The sequence below is a fragment of the Comamonas sp. C11 genome, from assembly GCF_024496285.1.
GTDB classification, from domain to species: domain Bacteria; phylum Pseudomonadota; class Gammaproteobacteria; order Burkholderiales; family Burkholderiaceae_C; genus Comamonas; species Comamonas testosteroni_F.
In genome coordinates, this window is sequence record NZ_CP101743.1 from 2,675,669 (window position 1) to 2,693,000 (window position 17,332).

Annotated in this window: 13 protein-coding genes; 10 read left to right on the forward strand and 3 right to left on the reverse strand. The window is 63.5% G+C overall.

Going from position 1 to position 17,332, the window contains the following annotated elements; genetic code table 11:
• Positions 1-91: 91 nt before the first annotated feature.
• The gene (gene katG, locus NOX35_RS12250; protein ID WP_256496748.1) at positions 92-2,293 is read right to left on the reverse strand and encodes a catalase/peroxidase HPI; all 2,202 of its coding nucleotides are present in this window, start codon (positions 2,291-2,293) and stop codon (positions 92-94) included.
• A 343-nt stretch (positions 2,294-2,636) separates the two neighbouring features.
• A complete protein-coding gene (locus tag NOX35_RS12255; protein ID WP_003055436.1) occupies positions 2,637-3,179 on the reverse strand; it encodes a PAS and helix-turn-helix domain-containing protein in 543 nt (180 codons plus the stop codon).
• Between the two features lie 74 nt (positions 3,180-3,253).
• On the opposite strand from NOX35_RS12255, the gene NOX35_RS12260 reads away from it, so the two are divergent.
• The 6 genes from NOX35_RS12260 to dnaE all read left to right on the forward strand — a co-directional run bounded on the left by NOX35_RS12260 (position 3,254) and on the right by dnaE (position 12,284).
• On the forward strand, positions 3,254-3,955 hold the full coding sequence (locus NOX35_RS12260; RefSeq protein WP_182286935.1) for a CoA transferase subunit A: 702 nt from the start codon (positions 3,254-3,256) through the stop codon (positions 3,953-3,955).
• A 9-nt stretch (positions 3,956-3,964) separates the two neighbouring features.
• Positions 3,965-4,603: a 3-oxoacid CoA-transferase subunit B gene (locus NOX35_RS12265; RefSeq protein WP_012838252.1), complete on the forward strand. Its 639-nt coding sequence runs from the start codon at positions 3,965-3,967 to the stop codon at positions 4,601-4,603.
• 196 nt (positions 4,604-4,799) lie between these two features.
• Positions 4,800-6,152: an HD-GYP domain-containing protein gene (locus tag NOX35_RS12270; RefSeq protein WP_182286936.1), complete on the forward strand. Its 1,353-nt coding sequence runs from the start codon at positions 4,800-4,802 to the stop codon at positions 6,150-6,152.
• A gap of 283 nt (positions 6,153-6,435) precedes the next feature.
• Entirely contained in the window at positions 6,436-7,359 is a 924-nt protein-coding gene (gene imuA, locus NOX35_RS12275) for a translesion DNA synthesis-associated protein ImuA (protein WP_256496749.1), read from the forward strand.
• 1 nt (position 7,360) lies between these two features.
• Positions 7,361-8,881, forward strand: coding sequence for a hypothetical protein (locus tag NOX35_RS12280; RefSeq protein WP_256496750.1), 1,521 nt, complete (start codon positions 7,361-7,363; stop codon positions 8,879-8,881).
• On the forward strand, positions 8,874-12,284 hold the full coding sequence (gene dnaE / locus NOX35_RS12285) for a DNA polymerase III subunit alpha (protein ID WP_256496751.1): 3,411 nt from the start codon (positions 8,874-8,876) through the stop codon (positions 12,282-12,284). Before NOX35_RS12280 ends, dnaE begins: the two co-directional genes overlap by 8 nt.
• 22 nt (positions 12,285-12,306) lie before the next feature.
• Here the strand turns inward: dnaE and NOX35_RS12290 are convergent, their stop codons facing one another.
• Positions 12,307-13,215, reverse strand: a complete 909-nt coding sequence (locus NOX35_RS12290; protein ID WP_256496752.1) for a LysR substrate-binding domain-containing protein — start codon at positions 13,213-13,215, stop codon at positions 12,307-12,309.
• A 114-nt stretch (positions 13,216-13,329) separates the two neighbouring features.
• Here NOX35_RS12290 and NOX35_RS12295 point away from each other — a divergent pair, with 114 nt between their 5' ends.
• From NOX35_RS12295 to NOX35_RS12310, 4 genes are read left to right on the forward strand one after another with little or no spacing between them, the layout of a single operon-like run.
• A complete protein-coding gene (locus tag NOX35_RS12295; RefSeq protein ID WP_182286941.1) occupies positions 13,330-14,310 on the forward strand; it encodes a tripartite tricarboxylate transporter substrate binding protein in 981 nt (326 codons plus the stop codon).
• Positions 14,307-15,554 carry a CaiB/BaiF CoA-transferase family protein gene (locus NOX35_RS12300; protein ID WP_256496753.1) on the forward strand — a complete coding sequence of 416 codons (1,248 nt, stop codon included), beginning with the start codon at positions 14,307-14,309 and terminating at the stop codon, positions 15,552-15,554. The genes NOX35_RS12295 and NOX35_RS12300 overlap by 4 nt, the downstream gene beginning before the upstream one ends.
• Positions 15,551-16,780 carry a CaiB/BaiF CoA-transferase family protein gene (locus tag NOX35_RS12305; protein ID WP_256496754.1) on the forward strand — a complete coding sequence of 410 codons (1,230 nt, stop codon included), beginning with the start codon at positions 15,551-15,553 and terminating at the stop codon, positions 16,778-16,780. Before NOX35_RS12300 ends, NOX35_RS12305 begins: the two co-directional genes overlap by 4 nt.
• 25 nt (positions 16,781-16,805) lie before the next feature.
• On the forward strand, positions 16,806-17,315 hold the full coding sequence (locus NOX35_RS12310; RefSeq protein WP_256496755.1) for a MaoC family dehydratase: 510 nt from the start codon (positions 16,806-16,808) through the stop codon (positions 17,313-17,315).
• Positions 17,316-17,332 lie beyond the last annotated feature (17 nt).

Genomic DNA, 17,332 nt, shown 5'->3' on the forward strand with positions numbered 1-17,332 from the left:
AAAAAGAGCTGCCAGCGCTTGATTGACAGGCGCTGGCAGCTCTTTCTTTTGGGATTTTCTGGAGCCGGGGCTTTCACCCCGGCGCGCCCCATTACTTCCTCAGGTCGAAGCGGTCCAGTTCCATGACCTTGACCCAGGCAGCGACGAAGTCCTGGTAGAACTTCTGCTCGTTGCCCTTCTCGGCATAGACCTCGGCCACGGCGCGCAGAATGGCGTTCGAGCCGAAGACCAGATCCACGCGGGTGCCGGTCCACTTCCTGGCGCCGCTCTTGCGGTCCACGCCTTCGTAGTTGCCATCCTCCAGGGGCTGCCACTGTGTGCCCATGTCCAGCAGGTTGACGAAGAAGTCGTTCGTCAGCTTGCCCGGAGTCTGGGTCAGCACGCCGTGGTTGCCGGCGGTGTTGATGTTGATGGCACGCAGGCCGCCGATCAGCACGGTCATCTCGGGTGCCGTGAGCGTCAGCAACTGGGCCTTGTCGATCAGCAAGGCTTCGGCGGGTGCCGGGAAGCGTCCTTGCAGGTGGTTGCGGAAGCCGTCGGCCTTGGGCTCCAGCGGCGCGAAGGATTCGGCATCGGTCTGCTCGTCGCTGGCGTCGCCGCGACCGGGAGTGAAGGGCACGTTGATCTTCACTCCGGCGTCTGCGGCCGCTTTTTCAACGCCTGCGCTGCCGGCCAGCACGATCAGGTCAGCCAGCGAGATGCGCTTGTCGCCCTCGGCCGCCTTGTTGAACTCGCGCTGGATTTCCTCGAGCTTGCCCAGTACCTTGGCCAGTTGCGCGGGGTTGTTGGCTGCCCAGTCCTTTTGCGGAGCCAGGCGGATGCGGGCACCGTTGGCGCCGCCGCGCTTGTCCGAACCACGGAAGGTGGAGGCCGATGCCCAGGCCGTGGCCACCAGCTCCTGCACCGACAGGCCCGATGCCAGCAGCCTGGCCTTGAGGGCGGCCACATCGGCGTCGTTGACCAGTTCATGCTTGACCGCCGGGATGGGGTCTTGCCAGATCAGCTCTTCCCGGGGTACTTCGGGGCCCAGATAGCGTGCACGCGGGCCCATGTCGCGGTGGGTCAGCTTGAACCAGGCGCGGGCAAAGGCTTCGGCGAAAGCCTGCGGGTTTTCGAGGAAGCGGCGCGAGATCTTCTCGTAGGCCGGGTCCATGCGCAGCGACAGGTCGGTGGTCAGCATGGTGGGCTTTTTGTTGGGGCCGCCATGCGCGTCGGGGATGACATCGCCAGCGTCCTTGGCAACCCACTGAATGGCACCGGCAGGGCTTTTTTCCTGCACCCATTCGTACTTGAACAGGTTCTCGAAGAAGAAATTGCTCCACTGTGCAGGAGTCTGGGTCCAGGTCACTTCCAGGCCCGAGGTGATGGCGTCTCCGGCCTTGCCTGACTTGTAGCTGCTGGCCCAGCCCAGGCCCTGGGCTTCCAGGCCGGCGGCTTCGGGTTCGGCGCCCACATGGCTGGCGGGGCCCGCACCATGGGTCTTGCCGAAGGTGTGGCCACCGGCGATCAGCGCCACGGTTTCCTCGTCATCCATGGCCATGCGGGCAAAGGTGTCGCGGATGTCATGCGCGGCCGAAAGGGGGTCACCATTGCCGTCCGGGCCTTCGGGGTTGACATAGATCAGACCCATCTGCACGGCGGCCAGCGGGTTCTCGAGGTCGCGCTCGCCACTGTAGCGGCTGTGTGGGTTCTGGGTGGGGGCCAGCCATTCCTTCTCTGCGCCCCAGTACACGTCCTGATCGGGTTCCCAGGTGTCGACGCGGCCGCCGCCGAAGCCGAAGGTGCGGAATCCCATGGTTTCCAGTGCGACGTTGCCGCACAGCATCATCAGGTCGCCCCAGGAAATCTGGCTGCCGTACTTTTGCTTGATCGGCCACAGCAGGCGGCGCGACTTGTCGATGTTGACGTTGTCAGGCCAGCTGTTGAGCGGGGCAAAGCGCTGCTGGGCGCGGCCCGCGCCGCCTCGACCGTCCTGAATGCGATAGGTGCCGGCTGCGTGCCAGGCCATGCGGATGAACTGAGGGCCGTAGTGGCCGAAGTCTGCAGGCCACCAGTCCTGCGAGTCGGTCATCAGGGCACGCAGGTCGCGTTTGACGGCTTCATAGTCCAGCTTCTGGAAAGCCTGGGCGTAGTTGAAGTCTTCACCCAAGGGGTTGCTTTTGGCGGAGTGCTGGCTCAGCAAATCCACGCGCAGCTGATTGGGCCACCAGTCCTTGTTGCTGGTGGCGTTGCCTGCGGCGGCGGTTTCGCTGTTCTGTCCTTGGTGGAAGGGGCACTTGGATTCAGTAGTCATGGGGCTCTCCATTTCAACGATCCGACAGGTCGGTAGGTCCAGGAAACAGACATCAATCAATGATTGATATCAATCAATTCAACTTAATAGCTATTAGCGATTGGTTGAGATGAATTATCGGTGCGCGGCTGGCCTGAAGGGCGTGTTGTGCTATTGAAATTACTAAGCAGCGCCATAGAAAGAAATATGGGTCGAGTCTTGAGCCGACGCAAAGTCGGGTTCAGGTACTTCGCAAAGTGACTGAGACTGTGACTTTTTGAGCGTATGCGAGCCTGCCTGTTTGCACAAGCATGAGCCATCAAATCAGGTCGTTGACCTACCTGGCCTCGACTGTGGCAGCGGCTCAGCCGGCTACCAGCTTGTGCACCAGATCGGCTGCGGTGGAGGCACCATATTTGCGCATCAGCCGGGCGCGGTAGATTTCCACGGTGCGATGGCTGATGGCCAGTGCCTTGCCGATTTCCTTGCTGGTCATGCCTTCGAGAAGACGTGCAGCCACTTCGCGTTCGCGGCCCGTGAGCTCGGCCTTGACGGGGCGATGGGCCGAGAGGTCCTCGAAGCTCCAGATGCCCGAGGCATGGGGGTCGTTGCGGTCCAGCGTGCGGCCGCTGACATGGCACCAGAACACCTCGCCATTGGCGCGCTTCATGATGCGGTTGTCGGAATAGATGCCCGTGGTGTTCAGGATGGGAGCGATGCGCGCGCCCAGGCGCTCGTATTCGTCAACGCTGGGGTATAGCACCTGGAAGGTCTGTCCTATGAGTACCTCGCGCGAGGCATGGAACATTTCACACAATTGCCGATTACAGTCAATCATGATGCGGTTGCGCGAGATGACGAGACCTACAGGGGCGGCATCGAACGCCAGCCGGTAATCCACAACCATGGTACTGCTCTTTACGAAAAACTACTTACTCAAGTACGTAGTATCGTAGCGCATCCAATTTCAAGGAGACATGTGTGAAAAAGCTCTACCCATCCGCAGAAGCGGCGCTGCAGGGCGTGGTGGCCGACGGGCAATTGCTGGCTGTTGGCGGCTTCGGCCTGTGCGGCATTCCCGAGGCCCTGATCGATGCGGTTTGCGCCAGCGGCGTCAAGAACCTCACGGTGGCATCCAACAACGCCGGCGTGGACGGCTTTGGTCTGGGCAAGCTGCTGGACACCCGCCAGGTCAAGAAGATGATCTCCAGCTATGTGGGCGAGAACAAGGAGTTCGAGCGCCAGTACCTGGCCGGTGAGCTGGAGCTGGAGTTCACGCCTCAGGGCACGCTGGCCGAGAAGATGCGCGCCGGTGGCGCCGGCATTCCCGCCTTCTTCACCAAGACCGGTGTGGGCACGCTGGTGGCAGAGGGCAAGGAATTGCGCGAATTCGACGGCGAGACCTATGTGATGGAGCGCGCCATCGTGGCCGATGTGTCCCTGGTCAAGGCCTGGCGTGCGGACAAGAGCGGCAATCTGCAGTTCCGCCTGACGGCGCGCAACTTCAACCCTGCGGCAGCCACCTGCGGCAAGGTCTGCGTGGTGGAGGTCGAGGAACTGGTGGAAGTCGGCGAGATCGCCCCCGACGACATCCATCTGCCCGGCATCTATGTACACCGCATCGTGCACAACGCCAACCCCGAAAAGCGCATCGAAAAGCGCACCATCACCGAGAAGAAATAAGGAGCTGTCATGCCTTGGACCCAAGACCAGATGGCCGCGCGCGCGGCCCAAGAACTCGAAGACGGCTTCTACGTCAACCTCGGTATCGGCATTCCCACACTGGTGGCCAACCACACGGGTGACAAGGAAGTGTGGCTGCAGTCCGAGAACGGCATGCTGGGCATCGGCCCCTTCCCGACCGAAGACCAGGTCGACGCCGACCTGATCAACGCCGGCAAGCAGACTGTGACCACGCTTCCCGGCTCGGCCATCTTCGGCTCTGACCAGTCGTTTGCCATGATTCGCGGCGGCAAGATCAATCTGTCCATTCTGGGCGCCATGCAGGTGTCCGAAAAAGGCGATCTGGCCAACTGGATGATTCCCGGCAAGATGGTCAAGGGCATGGGCGGGGCCATGGACCTGGTGGCGGGCGTCAAGCGCGTCATCGTGCTCATGGAACATGTGGCCAAGAAAAAGGACGGCACGACCGACCTGAAGATCCTGCCCAGCTGCACCCTGCCGCTGACGGGTCTGGGCGTGGTGGATCGCATCATCACCGATCTGGGCGTGATGGACGTGACTCCCGAAGGTCTGAAGCTGGTGGAGCTGGCCGATGGCGTGAGCTTTGACGAGATCCAGTCCAAGACGGGTGTGACGCTGCTGAAATAAGCGGTGCCGCTCTCACGGGCAAGAACCGCTGCGGCGGTTCTTTTTTGCGCCTTTTTCTGCCGCATTGGCAGAATTAATAGCTGTCGGGGTCGATAGGGCAAGCGATGCAAGCTGTTTTTGCTTTAATTGCGGCCCACAAATTATTGCAATCTGCAACAATTGGGTTTGATTGAGCAGACAGAAACAGAGCGCTTTGATGAGTGAGAACGCTGGTGCGCAAGGGCACGAGACCGATGTACATTTTTTGCGCACAGTCACCGATATGGCCGAGCATACGGAGGTGATGACGGGCGATGCAATCTATACCGACAAGGGCATGAAACTGGTAGACAAAGGCACACGTGTTGACAGTCGTCTCTATGACCGTCTGGTCATGCACAAGCTGCGTGACCCGATCGATGCCAACCTGATCACGGGCGATCTGGTCGACGTGGCGTCCCTGGTCGCGCTGGCGCGCCAGTTGTGCGAGCAGGTCGATCTGTTGCAGCGCATGGTGGCGTCCCTCGGCGATATCGAGCGTCTGCTGGCGCCGCTCAAGGGCCTGCTGCTGCCTCGGGCCATTGCCTTCAAGCTCACCGTCATGCGCGAGCAGCGCTCCGACCTCTACCAGCACAGCCTGCAGATGACGCTGGTGGCGATCTTTCTGGCGCTCAAGAACGGCTGGACCGAGCGCGAATGCGTGCCGCTGGCCACGGCCGCGCTGCTGCACGATGTGGGCATGCTCTACATGGACCCCGTCTGGACCGACCCGGACTATCGCTTGAGCGGCGAGGAGCGCAAGCATCTGGTCGCGCATTCCGTCACGGCCATGCTGGTGGTGCGCAGCACCGAACTGTATTCGCGTGCAGTGGAGATTGCCGTGCTCGAGCACCATGAGCGCATGGATGGTTCCGGCTATCCGCGTGGCATCAAGGGCCATGCCATTTCGTCCATGGGTCAGGTGCTGTTGCTGGCCGAGGTGGTCTCGGCCTTCTTCGAGAAATTCACGGAGATGCCGGGCCAGCGTCTGTCGCTGATGCTGCGCATGAACCATAAAAGCTATCCGGCCGATCTGGTGCACCAGATTCTGCCGCTGCTCTACGACGAAATCAGTCCCGGCAAGCCCTTGGCGCCGCTGCAGGCCGAGTTCTCGCACAGCATTGCGGCCCTGGAGGCTGCGCTGCGCAAATGGAGCGAACTCAGGCTCGATTTTCCCGAGCAATGGCAGCAAATGCCCGATGCACAGCCGGCGGTGGCCGTGGAGAGCAATCTTGCGCAGCTGCAAAAGCAACTGGCCGAAGCAGGCTCTCATCCCAGTCAGCAACTGGATGTCCTGAGATTCTTCAAGGATGACGCTCTGGGCATGAGCGAGCTGGCCCTGGTCAACCGTGAGGCCTTGTGGCAGTTGCAGGCCATCATGAACGACTGCCTGCGCCGCTGGCCCACGCTGGGGCAGGGAGGCTCCATGCTGGAGGTCGCCGTGGCCGAATGGTGCGAGGCCTGCGCCCAGTTGATGCCAGATGCCGGTCGCAATTCGGTCCTGAATGTTGACAGGGCGTCGCTGAATTGAAGGCATTGGCCACGAGTTCCGCCCGGGACGGCTGGCCTCAAGTTTGATAGCTGCAGGCGCTTGATTGACGGGCGCTAAGCCGGTATTTCTTCAAAATTCTGTGCATCACGCCGCAGTGCGGCGTGCGTTGCCGCGTCTGCGTGCGTCATCCTGAAAAAGTATTTTTGATAGCGAACGACGTCCGGTCTACAAGAGCCGGCCGTATCTGCTGCCGATATTAAGGTCTTGTTTTGCGCTAAAACTTGAATAACTGTATATTTGTACAGTATTTAAGAATTTTCGCATGCACACCCAGTCCCTGACATCCTTTGCCCATCCTGGCTCACCGCCCGGAATGATGGAGTCTGTCCGGCAGCAAACAGGGGCAGAGCAGGGCGTGCGGCCAGGTCTGCCCGCTGCGGGCAGCCCGCATTTGTCCGCCATACGGATTCCCGGTGTCTGGCGCGGAACGGACTGGCAGTCCGGCGCCGGCCCTCAGGTCTGGCCCAGCGGTCATGCTGCGCTGGATGCCGAGTTGCCGGGCGGCGGCTGGCCCGGCAATGCCTTGATTCAGCTGCAGCAACCCGCGCACTGTCATGCGGAGTGGGCCTTGCTGTTGCCCGCGCTGGCCGCCCGTGTCCGGCAGCATGCGGCTTCACGCGGGGATGCGCGGATGGGGCAGCTGGTGCTGGTGGCTCCACCCTATCTGCCTTTTGCTCCGGCCTTGCAGGCCGCCGGTATTGACGCAAAGCGGCTGTGCGCGGTCAAGCCGGGGCGCGGTGCCCAGGAGCTGGCCTGGGCCTGCGAGCAGGCTCTGCATTGCCGGGATGTGCTGGCGGTGCTGGCCTGGTTGCCCGAGCTTCCCGCGTCCACGCTGCGCCGCTTGCAGTTGGCCGCCGCTTCGCAGGGCCGGCCTCTGTGGCTATGGCAGGAGCTGTCGGCCGAGCCGCTGAGCTCCCCCGCCGCATTGCGGTTGAGACTGGAGAGAGTTACGGCAGACACCGTTGCCCAGCAGGCACCGGGTTTGCGGATACAGCTTCTGAAGCGCCGTGGGCCTTTGCTGGAGCGCCCCATACAGCTCGCGCTTTCGCAGTGGGCCTGGCAGCCCGTGCTGCAGGCACAGGCCCAAAGACATGCGCGCCAAAGCGAGGAGGCCGCCATGCTCATGCAAGGGCGCATGACATCCGCCGCTCCTGCAACGGCCTCGCCTTGGATGACGGAGGCATGAGATGGGCAGTGCAGAGCACTGGATGGCCTGGCCTCTGGCCTGCCTGAGCGAGTCAAGCACGGTGGCTGAGAGTGCCTGCTGGTGGGCGCTGGAGTTTTCGCCGCGTGTGGCATTGCTCGAAGACGCCTTGCTCATGGAGACCAGCATGGTGCAGCGTCTTTGGGGCGGGAGAGAGGTCTTGCTGGCACGGCTGGACAGTGCTTTTGCGCAAGCCTGTCAGGCCGCTGTGCCCGGCCTGCCGGAGTCCGGGGGCGGCGATGCGGCATTGCAGCCGCTGCGCGGACAGGGCGACACGGCCTGGCAGGCTTTGGCTCGGCTGCGGCTGCAGCAGTGCCGGCCTTGCGGCTGCGTCCCTGTCTCCTTGCCCATGCCTGAGCCATCGCAGCATGCCGATGCCCTGCCGCTATGGACACTGAGCGCCCTGGAGCAGAACAGCGCCGTGCTGCTGCGCCTGGGCTGTCGGTGCTGGGGCGATGTGCGCGCACTGCCGCGCGCGGGGCTGTCGCGCCGTATTGGAGCCAAGGCTCTGCGTGCGCTCGACGAGGCCTATGGTCTGCTGCCCCAGCCGCTTGACTGGCTGCAGCTGCCTCAGCAGTTCGAGCTGCGCCACGACCTGGGTTATCCGGCTCACCATGCCGATGCCGTGCTTCATGCCGCGCAGCCGCTGTTGCGCGCGCTGCAGTCCTGGCTGCAGGCCCGTCACCATGCGGTGCTGGCGCTGCAATTGCGCTGGCACCATGACCTGCGCCGTATTGACGGCCAGGAGCTGCCAGCCTGGGAAGCCCTTGTCATCCGCACAGCCCAGCCCACGCAGGGCATGGCGCATTTGCAGCGCCTGCTGCGCGAGCACCTGGGCCAGCAGCGCTGGCTAGCACCCGTGGACATGCTGGAGTTGCAGGCGCTGGAGACGGTGCCCTGGGCAGCCGAGCCGCTGAGCTGCCTGCCTGCCGCCCAGGGTCAGAGCCCGTCGGACAGCCTTGCCTGGCATGAATGGGTGGAACGCCTGAGCGCCCGCTGGGGCGAGGAGGCCGTGCAGATGGTGCAGCCGCTGGCCGACCACCGCCCCGAGCGCATGCAGCGCTGGCAAGCTGCTGCACCTTTGCTGCAGAGCAAGAATCCGGCTGCTGCAAGAGACACTACCCAGGCTGGAGCAGGAGCGCAGCTCAGGCAGCAAGCCATGCATCGCGGCCGTCAGCCCGATTGTTCCGACCCCTGGCAAGCCCTGTGGCCGCCCTGGCTGCTGCACCAGCCCCAGGCCTTGCCCGTGCAGGGCAATCGTCCTCAATGGCATGGGCCGCTGCAGCTCAGGGCAGGGCCCTACAGGCTGGAGTCCGGCTGGTGGGATGCGGTTGGCGATGCCCAGGCCGGCGCGCCGGCCGGTCTCGTCGAGCGTGACTATTTCGTGGCCTATAACGCCGTGGTCGGACATGTCTGGATTTACCGCGAGCGCGCCCGTAGCGAACACCTGATGAGCATGACAGCCAGCCCTGCCAGCTGGTTTGCGCAAGGCATGTATGGCTGAGCAGATCATGGCCGAGCCACCGGCTCCCGCTCTGCGGCTGGCGGGGCCGCCGCCTGCCGCCATACCGGCCAGTCCCGTGGCTCAGGGTATGGGCAGGGGGCCGCTGGCCTATGCCGAGCTGCACTGTCTCTCGCATTTCAGTTTCCTGCGCGGTGCTTCATCGCCTGCCGAGCTGGTGCACCGGGCCAAAAGCCTGGGCTATGCGGCGCTGGCGCTGACCGACGAATGCTCGGTAGCCGGTGCCGTGCGCGCCTTTGAAGCGGCGCGGGACTGCGGCCTGCACCTGATTCAGGGTAGCGAATTCGCCTGGGGACTGCTCAGGATCGTGGTGCTGGTGCGTGATCTGCAGGGATGGGGCAATCTCTGTGAATTCATCACTGTTGCACGCAGCCGGACTGCCAAAGGGGAGTATCTGGTCGATGAATCCAGCCCCTGGCAGTTGCTGAATCAAGGCTGCGAGTGCCTGCTGCTGCCGCAGCGCGGGATGCTGGATGCATCGGATTTGATGGCTGTAATCGCTTGCTTGGAAAACGCTTCAGGCTATCTTGATGCCGGAAACCTCTGGCTGGGTGCGGAGCTGCACCTGGCGCCCGACGACAGCCTGTGGCTGCAGACCCTGCAGCAGGCGGGCGCGGCGCTGGGGCTGCGCTTGCTGGCCTGCGGGGATGTCCATATGCATGCGCGCTCGCGCAAGCCGCTGCAGGATGTGGTCACGGCGATCCGCATGGGGTGTACCGTGGCCGAATGTGGCTTTGCACTGCAGCCCAATGCCGAGCGGCATCTGCGCTCGCGTCTGCGGCTGGCTTCGCTCTATCCCAGGGCCATGCTGGAGGCGACGCTGGAGCTGGCCGGGCGTTGCAGCTTCAGTCTGGACGAGATCTGCTACCACTATCCGCAGGAGAGCGTGCTGCCCGGCATGACGGCCACGCAGACCCTGGCCTGGCTGACCTGGGAGGGCGCGGCGGGACGCTATCCCCAGGGCATTCCCAAGGACGTGCACGATCAACTGCACAAAGAGCTGGCGCTGATCGAGGATCAGAAGTACGAGATGTACTTTCTCACCGTGCATGACATCGTGCGCTATGCGCGCAGCGTCGGCATTCTCTGCCAGGGGCGCGGCTCGGCGGCCAATTCTGCGGTCTGCTACTGCCTGGGCATCACTGCGGTAAACCCGCATGGAGGCAATCTGCTGTTCGAGCGCTTCATCAGCAAGGAGCGCAGCGAGCCACCCGATATCGATGTGGACTTCGAGCATGCGCGGCGCGAAGAGGTCATCCAGTACATCTACGGCAAGTACGGGCGCGATCGCGCCGCGCTCACGGCCGTGGTCAGCTGCTGGCGCAGCCGCAGCGCGCTGCGCGATGTGGGCAAGGCGCTGGGCCTGCCTGCCGATCTGATCGATGCCCTGGCCAAGGGGCAGTACTGGTTCAGCGAGCATGCCCAGGCGCAAGCACAGACGCATGCCGAGGCAGCGGATTCGGCACAGGAGGATCAGTCGCCCGAAGCACTGCCCGAAGACTGGGTGCAGCGCAAGCTCCAGGAGGCCGAGGTGCTGGCGCGCGAAATGCATTGCGCTGTGGGCACGCATCGGCTGCGCCTCTGGACAGAGCTGGCCTGGCAGCTCAAGGACAGCCCGCGCCACCTCAGCCAGCATGTGGGCGGTTTTGTGCTGACCGAGGGCAAGCTCACGCGGCTGGTGCCCGTGGAGCCTGCCACGATGGCCAGGCGCTCCGTCATTCAGTGGGACAAGGACGATCTCGATGTCGTGGGCCTGCTCAAGGTCGATGTGCTGGCCCTGGGCATGCTCACCATGTTGCGCAATGCCCTGAACGAGCGCGCCCGCTGGCGTGGCGAGCCATGGGAGCTGCACCAGATTCCGCAGGAGGATGCCGCGACCTACGAGATGATCTGCCAGGCCGATACCGTGGGTACTTTCCAGATCGAAAGCCGCGCCCAGATGAGCATGCTGCCGCGCCTGCAGCCGCGCACTTTTTATGATTTGGTGGTAGAGGTCGCCATCGTGCGCCCCGGCCCGATTCAGGGCGGCATGGTCCATCCTTATCTGCTTGCGCGCGAGCGTGCACGTCGGAAGCTGCCGCTCAAGCTGGAAAAGCCGGAGCTCGAAAATGCGCTCAAGCGCACTTTGGGTGTGCCTATTTTCCAGGAGCAGGTGATGCAGATCGCCATGGATGCTGCCAAGTTCTCGGCCGGCAAGGCTGATGAGCTGCGCCGCTCCATGGCGGCCTGGAAGCGCAAGGGCGGCGTACACAAGTTCGAGCGCCCGTTGATCGACGGTATGGTGGCGCGTGGCTACAAGCTGGAATTCGCTCAGGCCATCTTTGCGCAGATGCTGGGCTTTGGCGAATATGGCTTCCCCGAAAGTCATGCCTACAGCTTTGCGCTGCTGGCCTATGCGAGCGCCTGGCTCAAGCGCCATGAGCCGGCCATCTTTCTGCAGGCGCTGCTCAATGCCCAGCCCATGGGCTTTTATTCGCCGTCCCAGCTGGTGCAGGATGCGCGCCGACACGGAGTGCGCGTGCTGCCGGTCGATGTCTGTCATAGCCACTGGCATTGCACGCTGGAAGCTCCTTTGCAAGCCATGCGCGGCGTGGCTCAGCCCCAGCCTGCCGTGCGCCTGGGGCTGAACCGGGTGGCCAGATTGGGCAAGGCTGCGGCACTACGCATTGAGGAGCAGGCGGGGAAATCCCCATTGGTGGATGTGGCCGATCTGGCCATCAGAGCCCGGCTGGACAAGGCGGATATGGAAGCCCTGGCCGCGGCCGATGCGCTGCGCAGCCTGGCCGGCCACCGCCGCCAGCAGATGTGGGATGCTGCTGCGCAGGCCAGTCTGCCGCCCATTTTTGCGCAGGCTGCCATTCATGAGCCGAGGCTTGAGCTGCCCCAGGCCGCCGAAGGCGAGGAAATCATGTTCGACTATGCCGCCACCGGCCTGAGCCTGCGACGCCACCCGCTGGCCTTGCTGCGTCCCCGGCTGGCGCGCCACGGGCTGAAAACTGCAGCCGAGCTGCGTCAGATGCTGCCAGGCCAGAAGGTGCGCGCCTGCGGCATCGTCACCGTGCGCCAGCGACCGCCTACCGCCAACGGCACACTGTTCATCACACTCGAAGACGAAACCGGCGTCATCAACCTGGTGGTCTGGAGCCAGACCTTTGCCCGCTGGCGCTCTGCATTGCTGGCCTCGCGTCTGCTGGCCGTGGAGGGCATCTGGCAGCGCAGCACGGCCCCGCAACTGGATGCGTCGGAATCAGCAGGGGATATGCCTGTGGTCCGGACAGGGGATGAACCTGCGGTTCGTCATCTGGTCGTGATGAAGGCCAGGAATGTGACCCGCTGGCTGGGGCGGTTTGCCGAGGTCGGACTGAACAGCCGGGATTTTCATTGAGCCCGCCGAGGCCGCTGCGGCTTCAGGACGCTGCCGGCAGCTTGGCATTTTGCAGCGCATGTTCAATGAGCTTTTCCACGGCCCGGCTGCCCGGCGCGGTCGAATGCACCAGTGCAATGCCCACATGAAATCCGGGCGGGTTGTCCAGCAGGGACAGGCATTTCACGCCGCGTGGCTGAACGAGGTGCGATACGCCTGCGACCAGTCCCACGCCCAGGCCGGAAGCCACCAGGCTCATGATGGTCTGCACCTGCATGGCCTCCTGGGCGATGCGAGGGGTGAAGCCCGATTGCTGGCAGCGTAGCTTGGCCAGCGCGGCGAGGCTGGGTACCGTGTCCTGCGGATACATCACAAAAGGTTCGTGTGCTGCCTCGGATAGAGCGATGGCATCGCGCTGCGCCAGGGGGCTGCTGTCCGAGACGGCCAGCACGAACTCGTCCTGATCCAGCGGCGTGAGTTCAATGCCTTCGTCAAGCTCCAGCACAGGGTAGCGAAGCAGGCCGGCATCAAAGCGCCGGGTCGTCAGCCCTTCCAGGATTTCGGCACTGGTCGCCTCATAGAACTCCAGGCCCACCTTGGGGTAGCGGTCGCGAAACGAGGGGATCAGGCGCGGCAGCAGTTCGTAGGTGGCCGAGCCGACAAAGCCCAGCCGTATCAGACCGCCTACGCCTTCCCTGGTATCGCGCACAGCCTGGCGACATTGCTCGGCATGAAACAGGGTGGCGCGTGCGCTCTCCAGCATGGCCTTGCCGGCAGGCGTCAGCACGACGCCGGTGCTGGTGCGATCGAACAGGGCGCTGCCCAGCTCCTCTTCCAGCTTGCGAATCGAGATGGACAGCGGCGGCTGAGCCATATGCAACTGCTCTGCGGCTCGGTGGAAGTTGCCGGTTTCGGCCAGAGCGATGAACTGGTTCAGTTGCTTCAGGTTCATTGATATTCAATGGATATCAGAAATGAAATTTTTAATATTAGACATTAATTTTGCGTCTGCCTAAAGTGAGCTCACAAGAAAAGCACGGCAGCAATTCCGTATCAGGAGACAAACTTGAAGCAAGCACGCAGATACCTGCTGGCGGCCTTGCTGGGCTACGGCCTGCTCGGCGCCGGCATGCCCTCCATGGCTCAGGCCCAGGCCTTCCCTTCCAAGCCGATCAAGCTCATCGTGCCCTTTGGTCCGGGTAGCGGCACCGACACCTCGGCACGCTATTTCGGGCGCAAGCTTCAGGAACTCACCGGCCAGCCCGTGGTCGTCGAAAACAAGGCAGGAGCCAACGGCTTCATCGCCGTCAAGCAGGTGCTGTCTGCGCCCGCGGATGGCTATACCGTGTTCATCGGCAGCAATTCGACGCTGGCGGTCAATGCGGCGCTGTTCAGGCATCTGCCCTACGATCCGTTAACGGACTTTGCGCCGCTGACCATGATGATGCGCTCGCCGGCCATGCTGGCCGTCATGCCCCAAGCGGCCTACTCCGACCTGAAGGGCCTGATCAGCCATGCCAGGGCCAACCCGGGGAAGGTGAATTTCGGGGCCGGCTCGGCAGGCTATCAGCTTATGGGCGAGCTGCTCAACGACGCTGCCAGGATCGAAACCGTGCATGTCCCGTTCAAGGGCGCAGGGGAAACCACCACGGCTGTCGCTTCAGGGACGGTGGACTACACCTTCGCGGAGGTCACGGCAGTGCAGGAGCTGGCCCGGGGAGGGCGTGTCAAGATCCTGGCGGTGGCCTCCGACAAGCGGGTGAGCACCTCCCCTGAGATACCCACGGCCACGGAGGCCGGTCTGCCCGGATTCGAGGCCTACACCTGGGTAGGAGCCATGGTGAGTGCCAAGACACCAGCCGCCGAGACTGCCAGGCTCGCCGAGCTTTTCACCGCCATCTCGAAGATGGATGAAACCCGTGCCTTCTACGAGCGTCTGGGGGCCATTCCCATGACCGGCGGCCCGGCACAGATGCATGAATTCCAGAAGAACGAAATCGCGCTGTGGAAGCGCATCGTCGTCAAGGCCAAGGTTCCCCTGCAATGAAAGCCAATGACAGCCAGCCGGCACAGGCGCTGCAGCACATCAAGGTGCTCGATCTTTCGCGGGTATTGGCGGGCCCGTGGGCGGCACAGACCCTGGGCGACCTGGGCGCCGAGGTGATCAAGGTGGAAAGACCCGGCAGCGGTGACGACACCCGTGCCTGGGGCCCGCCCTATGTGGCCGACCCCGAAGGCCTGCCGACGGGGGAGTCTGCCTACTATATGTGCACCAACCGCAACAAGCAGTCGATTGCGGTGGACTTCACCCGCTGCGAAGGTCAGGAGATCGTGCGCCAGCTGGCCGCTCAATGCGATGTGCTGATCGAAAACTTCAAGACTGGCGGTCTGGCGCAGTACGGGCTTGACTATGCGAGCCTCAGTGCCCTGAATCCCCGCCTTGTCTACTGCTCGGTCACGGGCTTCGGCCAGGACGGTCCCTATGCACATCGTGCGGGCTACGACTTTCTGATCCAGGGCATGGGGGGGCTGATGAGCATTTCGGGCCATGCCGATGGCCAGCCCGGAGGCGGCCCCATGAAGGTCGGTGTGGCGCTGACCGACATTCTCACCGGACTTTACGCCAGCACGGCGATTCTGGCGGCCCTGCAGGCCCGCGAGCATACGGGGCGCGGCCAGCACATAGATCTGGCTTTGCTCGATGTCGGCGTGGCCTGTCTGGCCAACCAGAGCATGAACTATCTGTACGGGGACCAGGTGCCGCAGCGCATGGGCAACGCGCATCCGAACACGGTGCCCTATCAGGAATTCCCGACCGAAGACGGCCACATGATCCTGGCCGTGGGCAATGACGGTCAGTTTGCCCGTTTCTGCCAGGCGGCAGGCAGGAGCGAATGGGCCGAGGACGAGCGCTTCCGGAGCAATGCGGCGCGGCTGGCCCATAGAGCCGAGCTTGTGGAAATGATCCGCCGTGTGACGCTCACGCGCAGCACCAGGGCCTGGGTGCAGCTGCTGGAGCAGCACGCCGTGCCATGCGGTCCCATCAACACGGTGCGTGAGGTGTTCGAGGATCCGCAGGTCAGGGCTCGCGGCATGCAGATCGCCATGACACACCCCAAGGCGGGCCAGGTGCCGCTGGTCGCCAGTCCCATCCGTTTGTCGGACACACCGGTGACGTACCGCCATGCACCGCCTCAGCTGGGCCAGCACACAAAAGAGCTGCTGGAGCGCCATCTGGGCCTGTCTGTCCAGCAGATGCAGGCCTATCACGACAGTGGAGTATTGGGATGAACAGCCAGGAGTCGTTAAAGCACACGCTCATCGCGGGCCAGGACGAAGCCCAGGGGGCCTTGTCAGGGGTGCGGGTGCTGGACCTTTCCAGCGTGATTTTCGGCCCCATGGCCAGCCAGGTGCTGGCCGACTACGGCGCCGAGGTGATCAAGATCGAGCCGCCGGAGGGCGACTCCACGCGCCACACCGGCCCGGCGCTGGAGCCTGGCATGGCGGCAATGTTCATGGGCTCCAACCGCAGCAAGAAAAGTGTGGTGCTGGACCTGAAACAAGAGCAGGCGCAGGCCGCGCTGCATGCGCTGCTGCAGGGGGCCGATGTGCTCATGCACAGCATGCGCCCGCAAAAGCTGGCCAGGCTAGGACTCGATCCGGACAGCCTGCGCAAGCAATACCCGCGCCTTATCTATGTGGGCCTGCACGGTTTTGGCGAAGGCGGCCCCTATGCCGGGCAGCCTGCATATGACGACGTAATCCAGGGCATGAGCGGCCTGGCCGATCTCATGCAGCGCCAGACGGGCGAGGCCCGCTATCTGCCCACGATTGCGGCCGACAAGACCTGTGCTCTGGTAGCCGCGCATGCGGTGTTGGCGGCGCTCTACCAGCGCGAGCGCAGGGGCGAGGGCAGTTATGTGGAAGTGCCCATGTACGAAACCATGGCGGGCTTCAACCTGGTGGAGCATTTCTACGGCATGCATTTCACCCCCGCGCAGAGTGGCGCGGGCTATCCGCGCGTGATGGCGCCCTGGCGCAAGCCTTACAGGACACTGGACGGCCATGTCTGCCTGATGCCTTACACCGATGCGCACTGGCGCCGTTTCTTTGCGGCCGTCGGTCAGCCCCAGCTGGCACAGGACCAGCGTTTTGCCACCCAGGCGATGCGCACCCGCCACATCGCCGAGCTGCTGGAGACGATGAGCGGCTACGTGGCGCAAAAGGACACCGCCTATTGGCTGGCCAGCTGCGAACAGCTGGAGATTCCTGCTGCGCCGGTGGCGCGCATGGACGATCTGCCCCATGACCCGCACCTGCAGGCCACGGGCTTCTTTGTGGAAAAGCAAGACGCCGCAATGGGCGTGGTGAAGTTTCCGCGTTCATCCGTGCGCATCAACGGTACCCAGCCCCCCATAGGCATGCCCCCGCGCCTGGGCGAGCACACACAGGAATTGCTGCGCGCGGCAGGCTGGGACGAGGCGCGCATTGCGGCCTTGCAGTCGAATGACTCCTGAATAGATAGCATGAAGCGGAGACAGAATGAGCGTGAGCAATTTGATTTCTTCTACTGAAAACCGGGCCGCGACGCTGGCAGACACGCCGCGCATGGGCCAGGGTTTTGTCTGGCAGGACCTGCGCGTAGGCCAGCAACTGCGCACCTTTTGCCGTACGGTGACCGAGACCGATCTGGTCAACTTCATCAACACCACGGGCATGCTCGAAGCGATCTTCATCGAAGACGGCTACGACGGCGGCGCCATTCAGGGCCGCCCGGTGCCGGGCGCACTCACCTATACCTTGATCGAAGGCTTCATCCTCCAAAGCATGATCCAGGGCACAGGCCTGGCCATGCTCGAGCTGCACCAGAAGATTCTGGCTCCTGTACTGGTGGGCGACACCATTGAGGCGCTGGTCGAGGTGATCGACATCAAGCCAACGAGCAAAGGCGGTCGCGCGGTAGTGAGCTCGCGGATCGAGGTCTACAACCAGCGTCGCCAGCAGGTGATGGTCTATACCGCCGTACGTCTGCTGGCCGGCCGTGGAGCTTAGGTCCGCGCTGCTGCGGA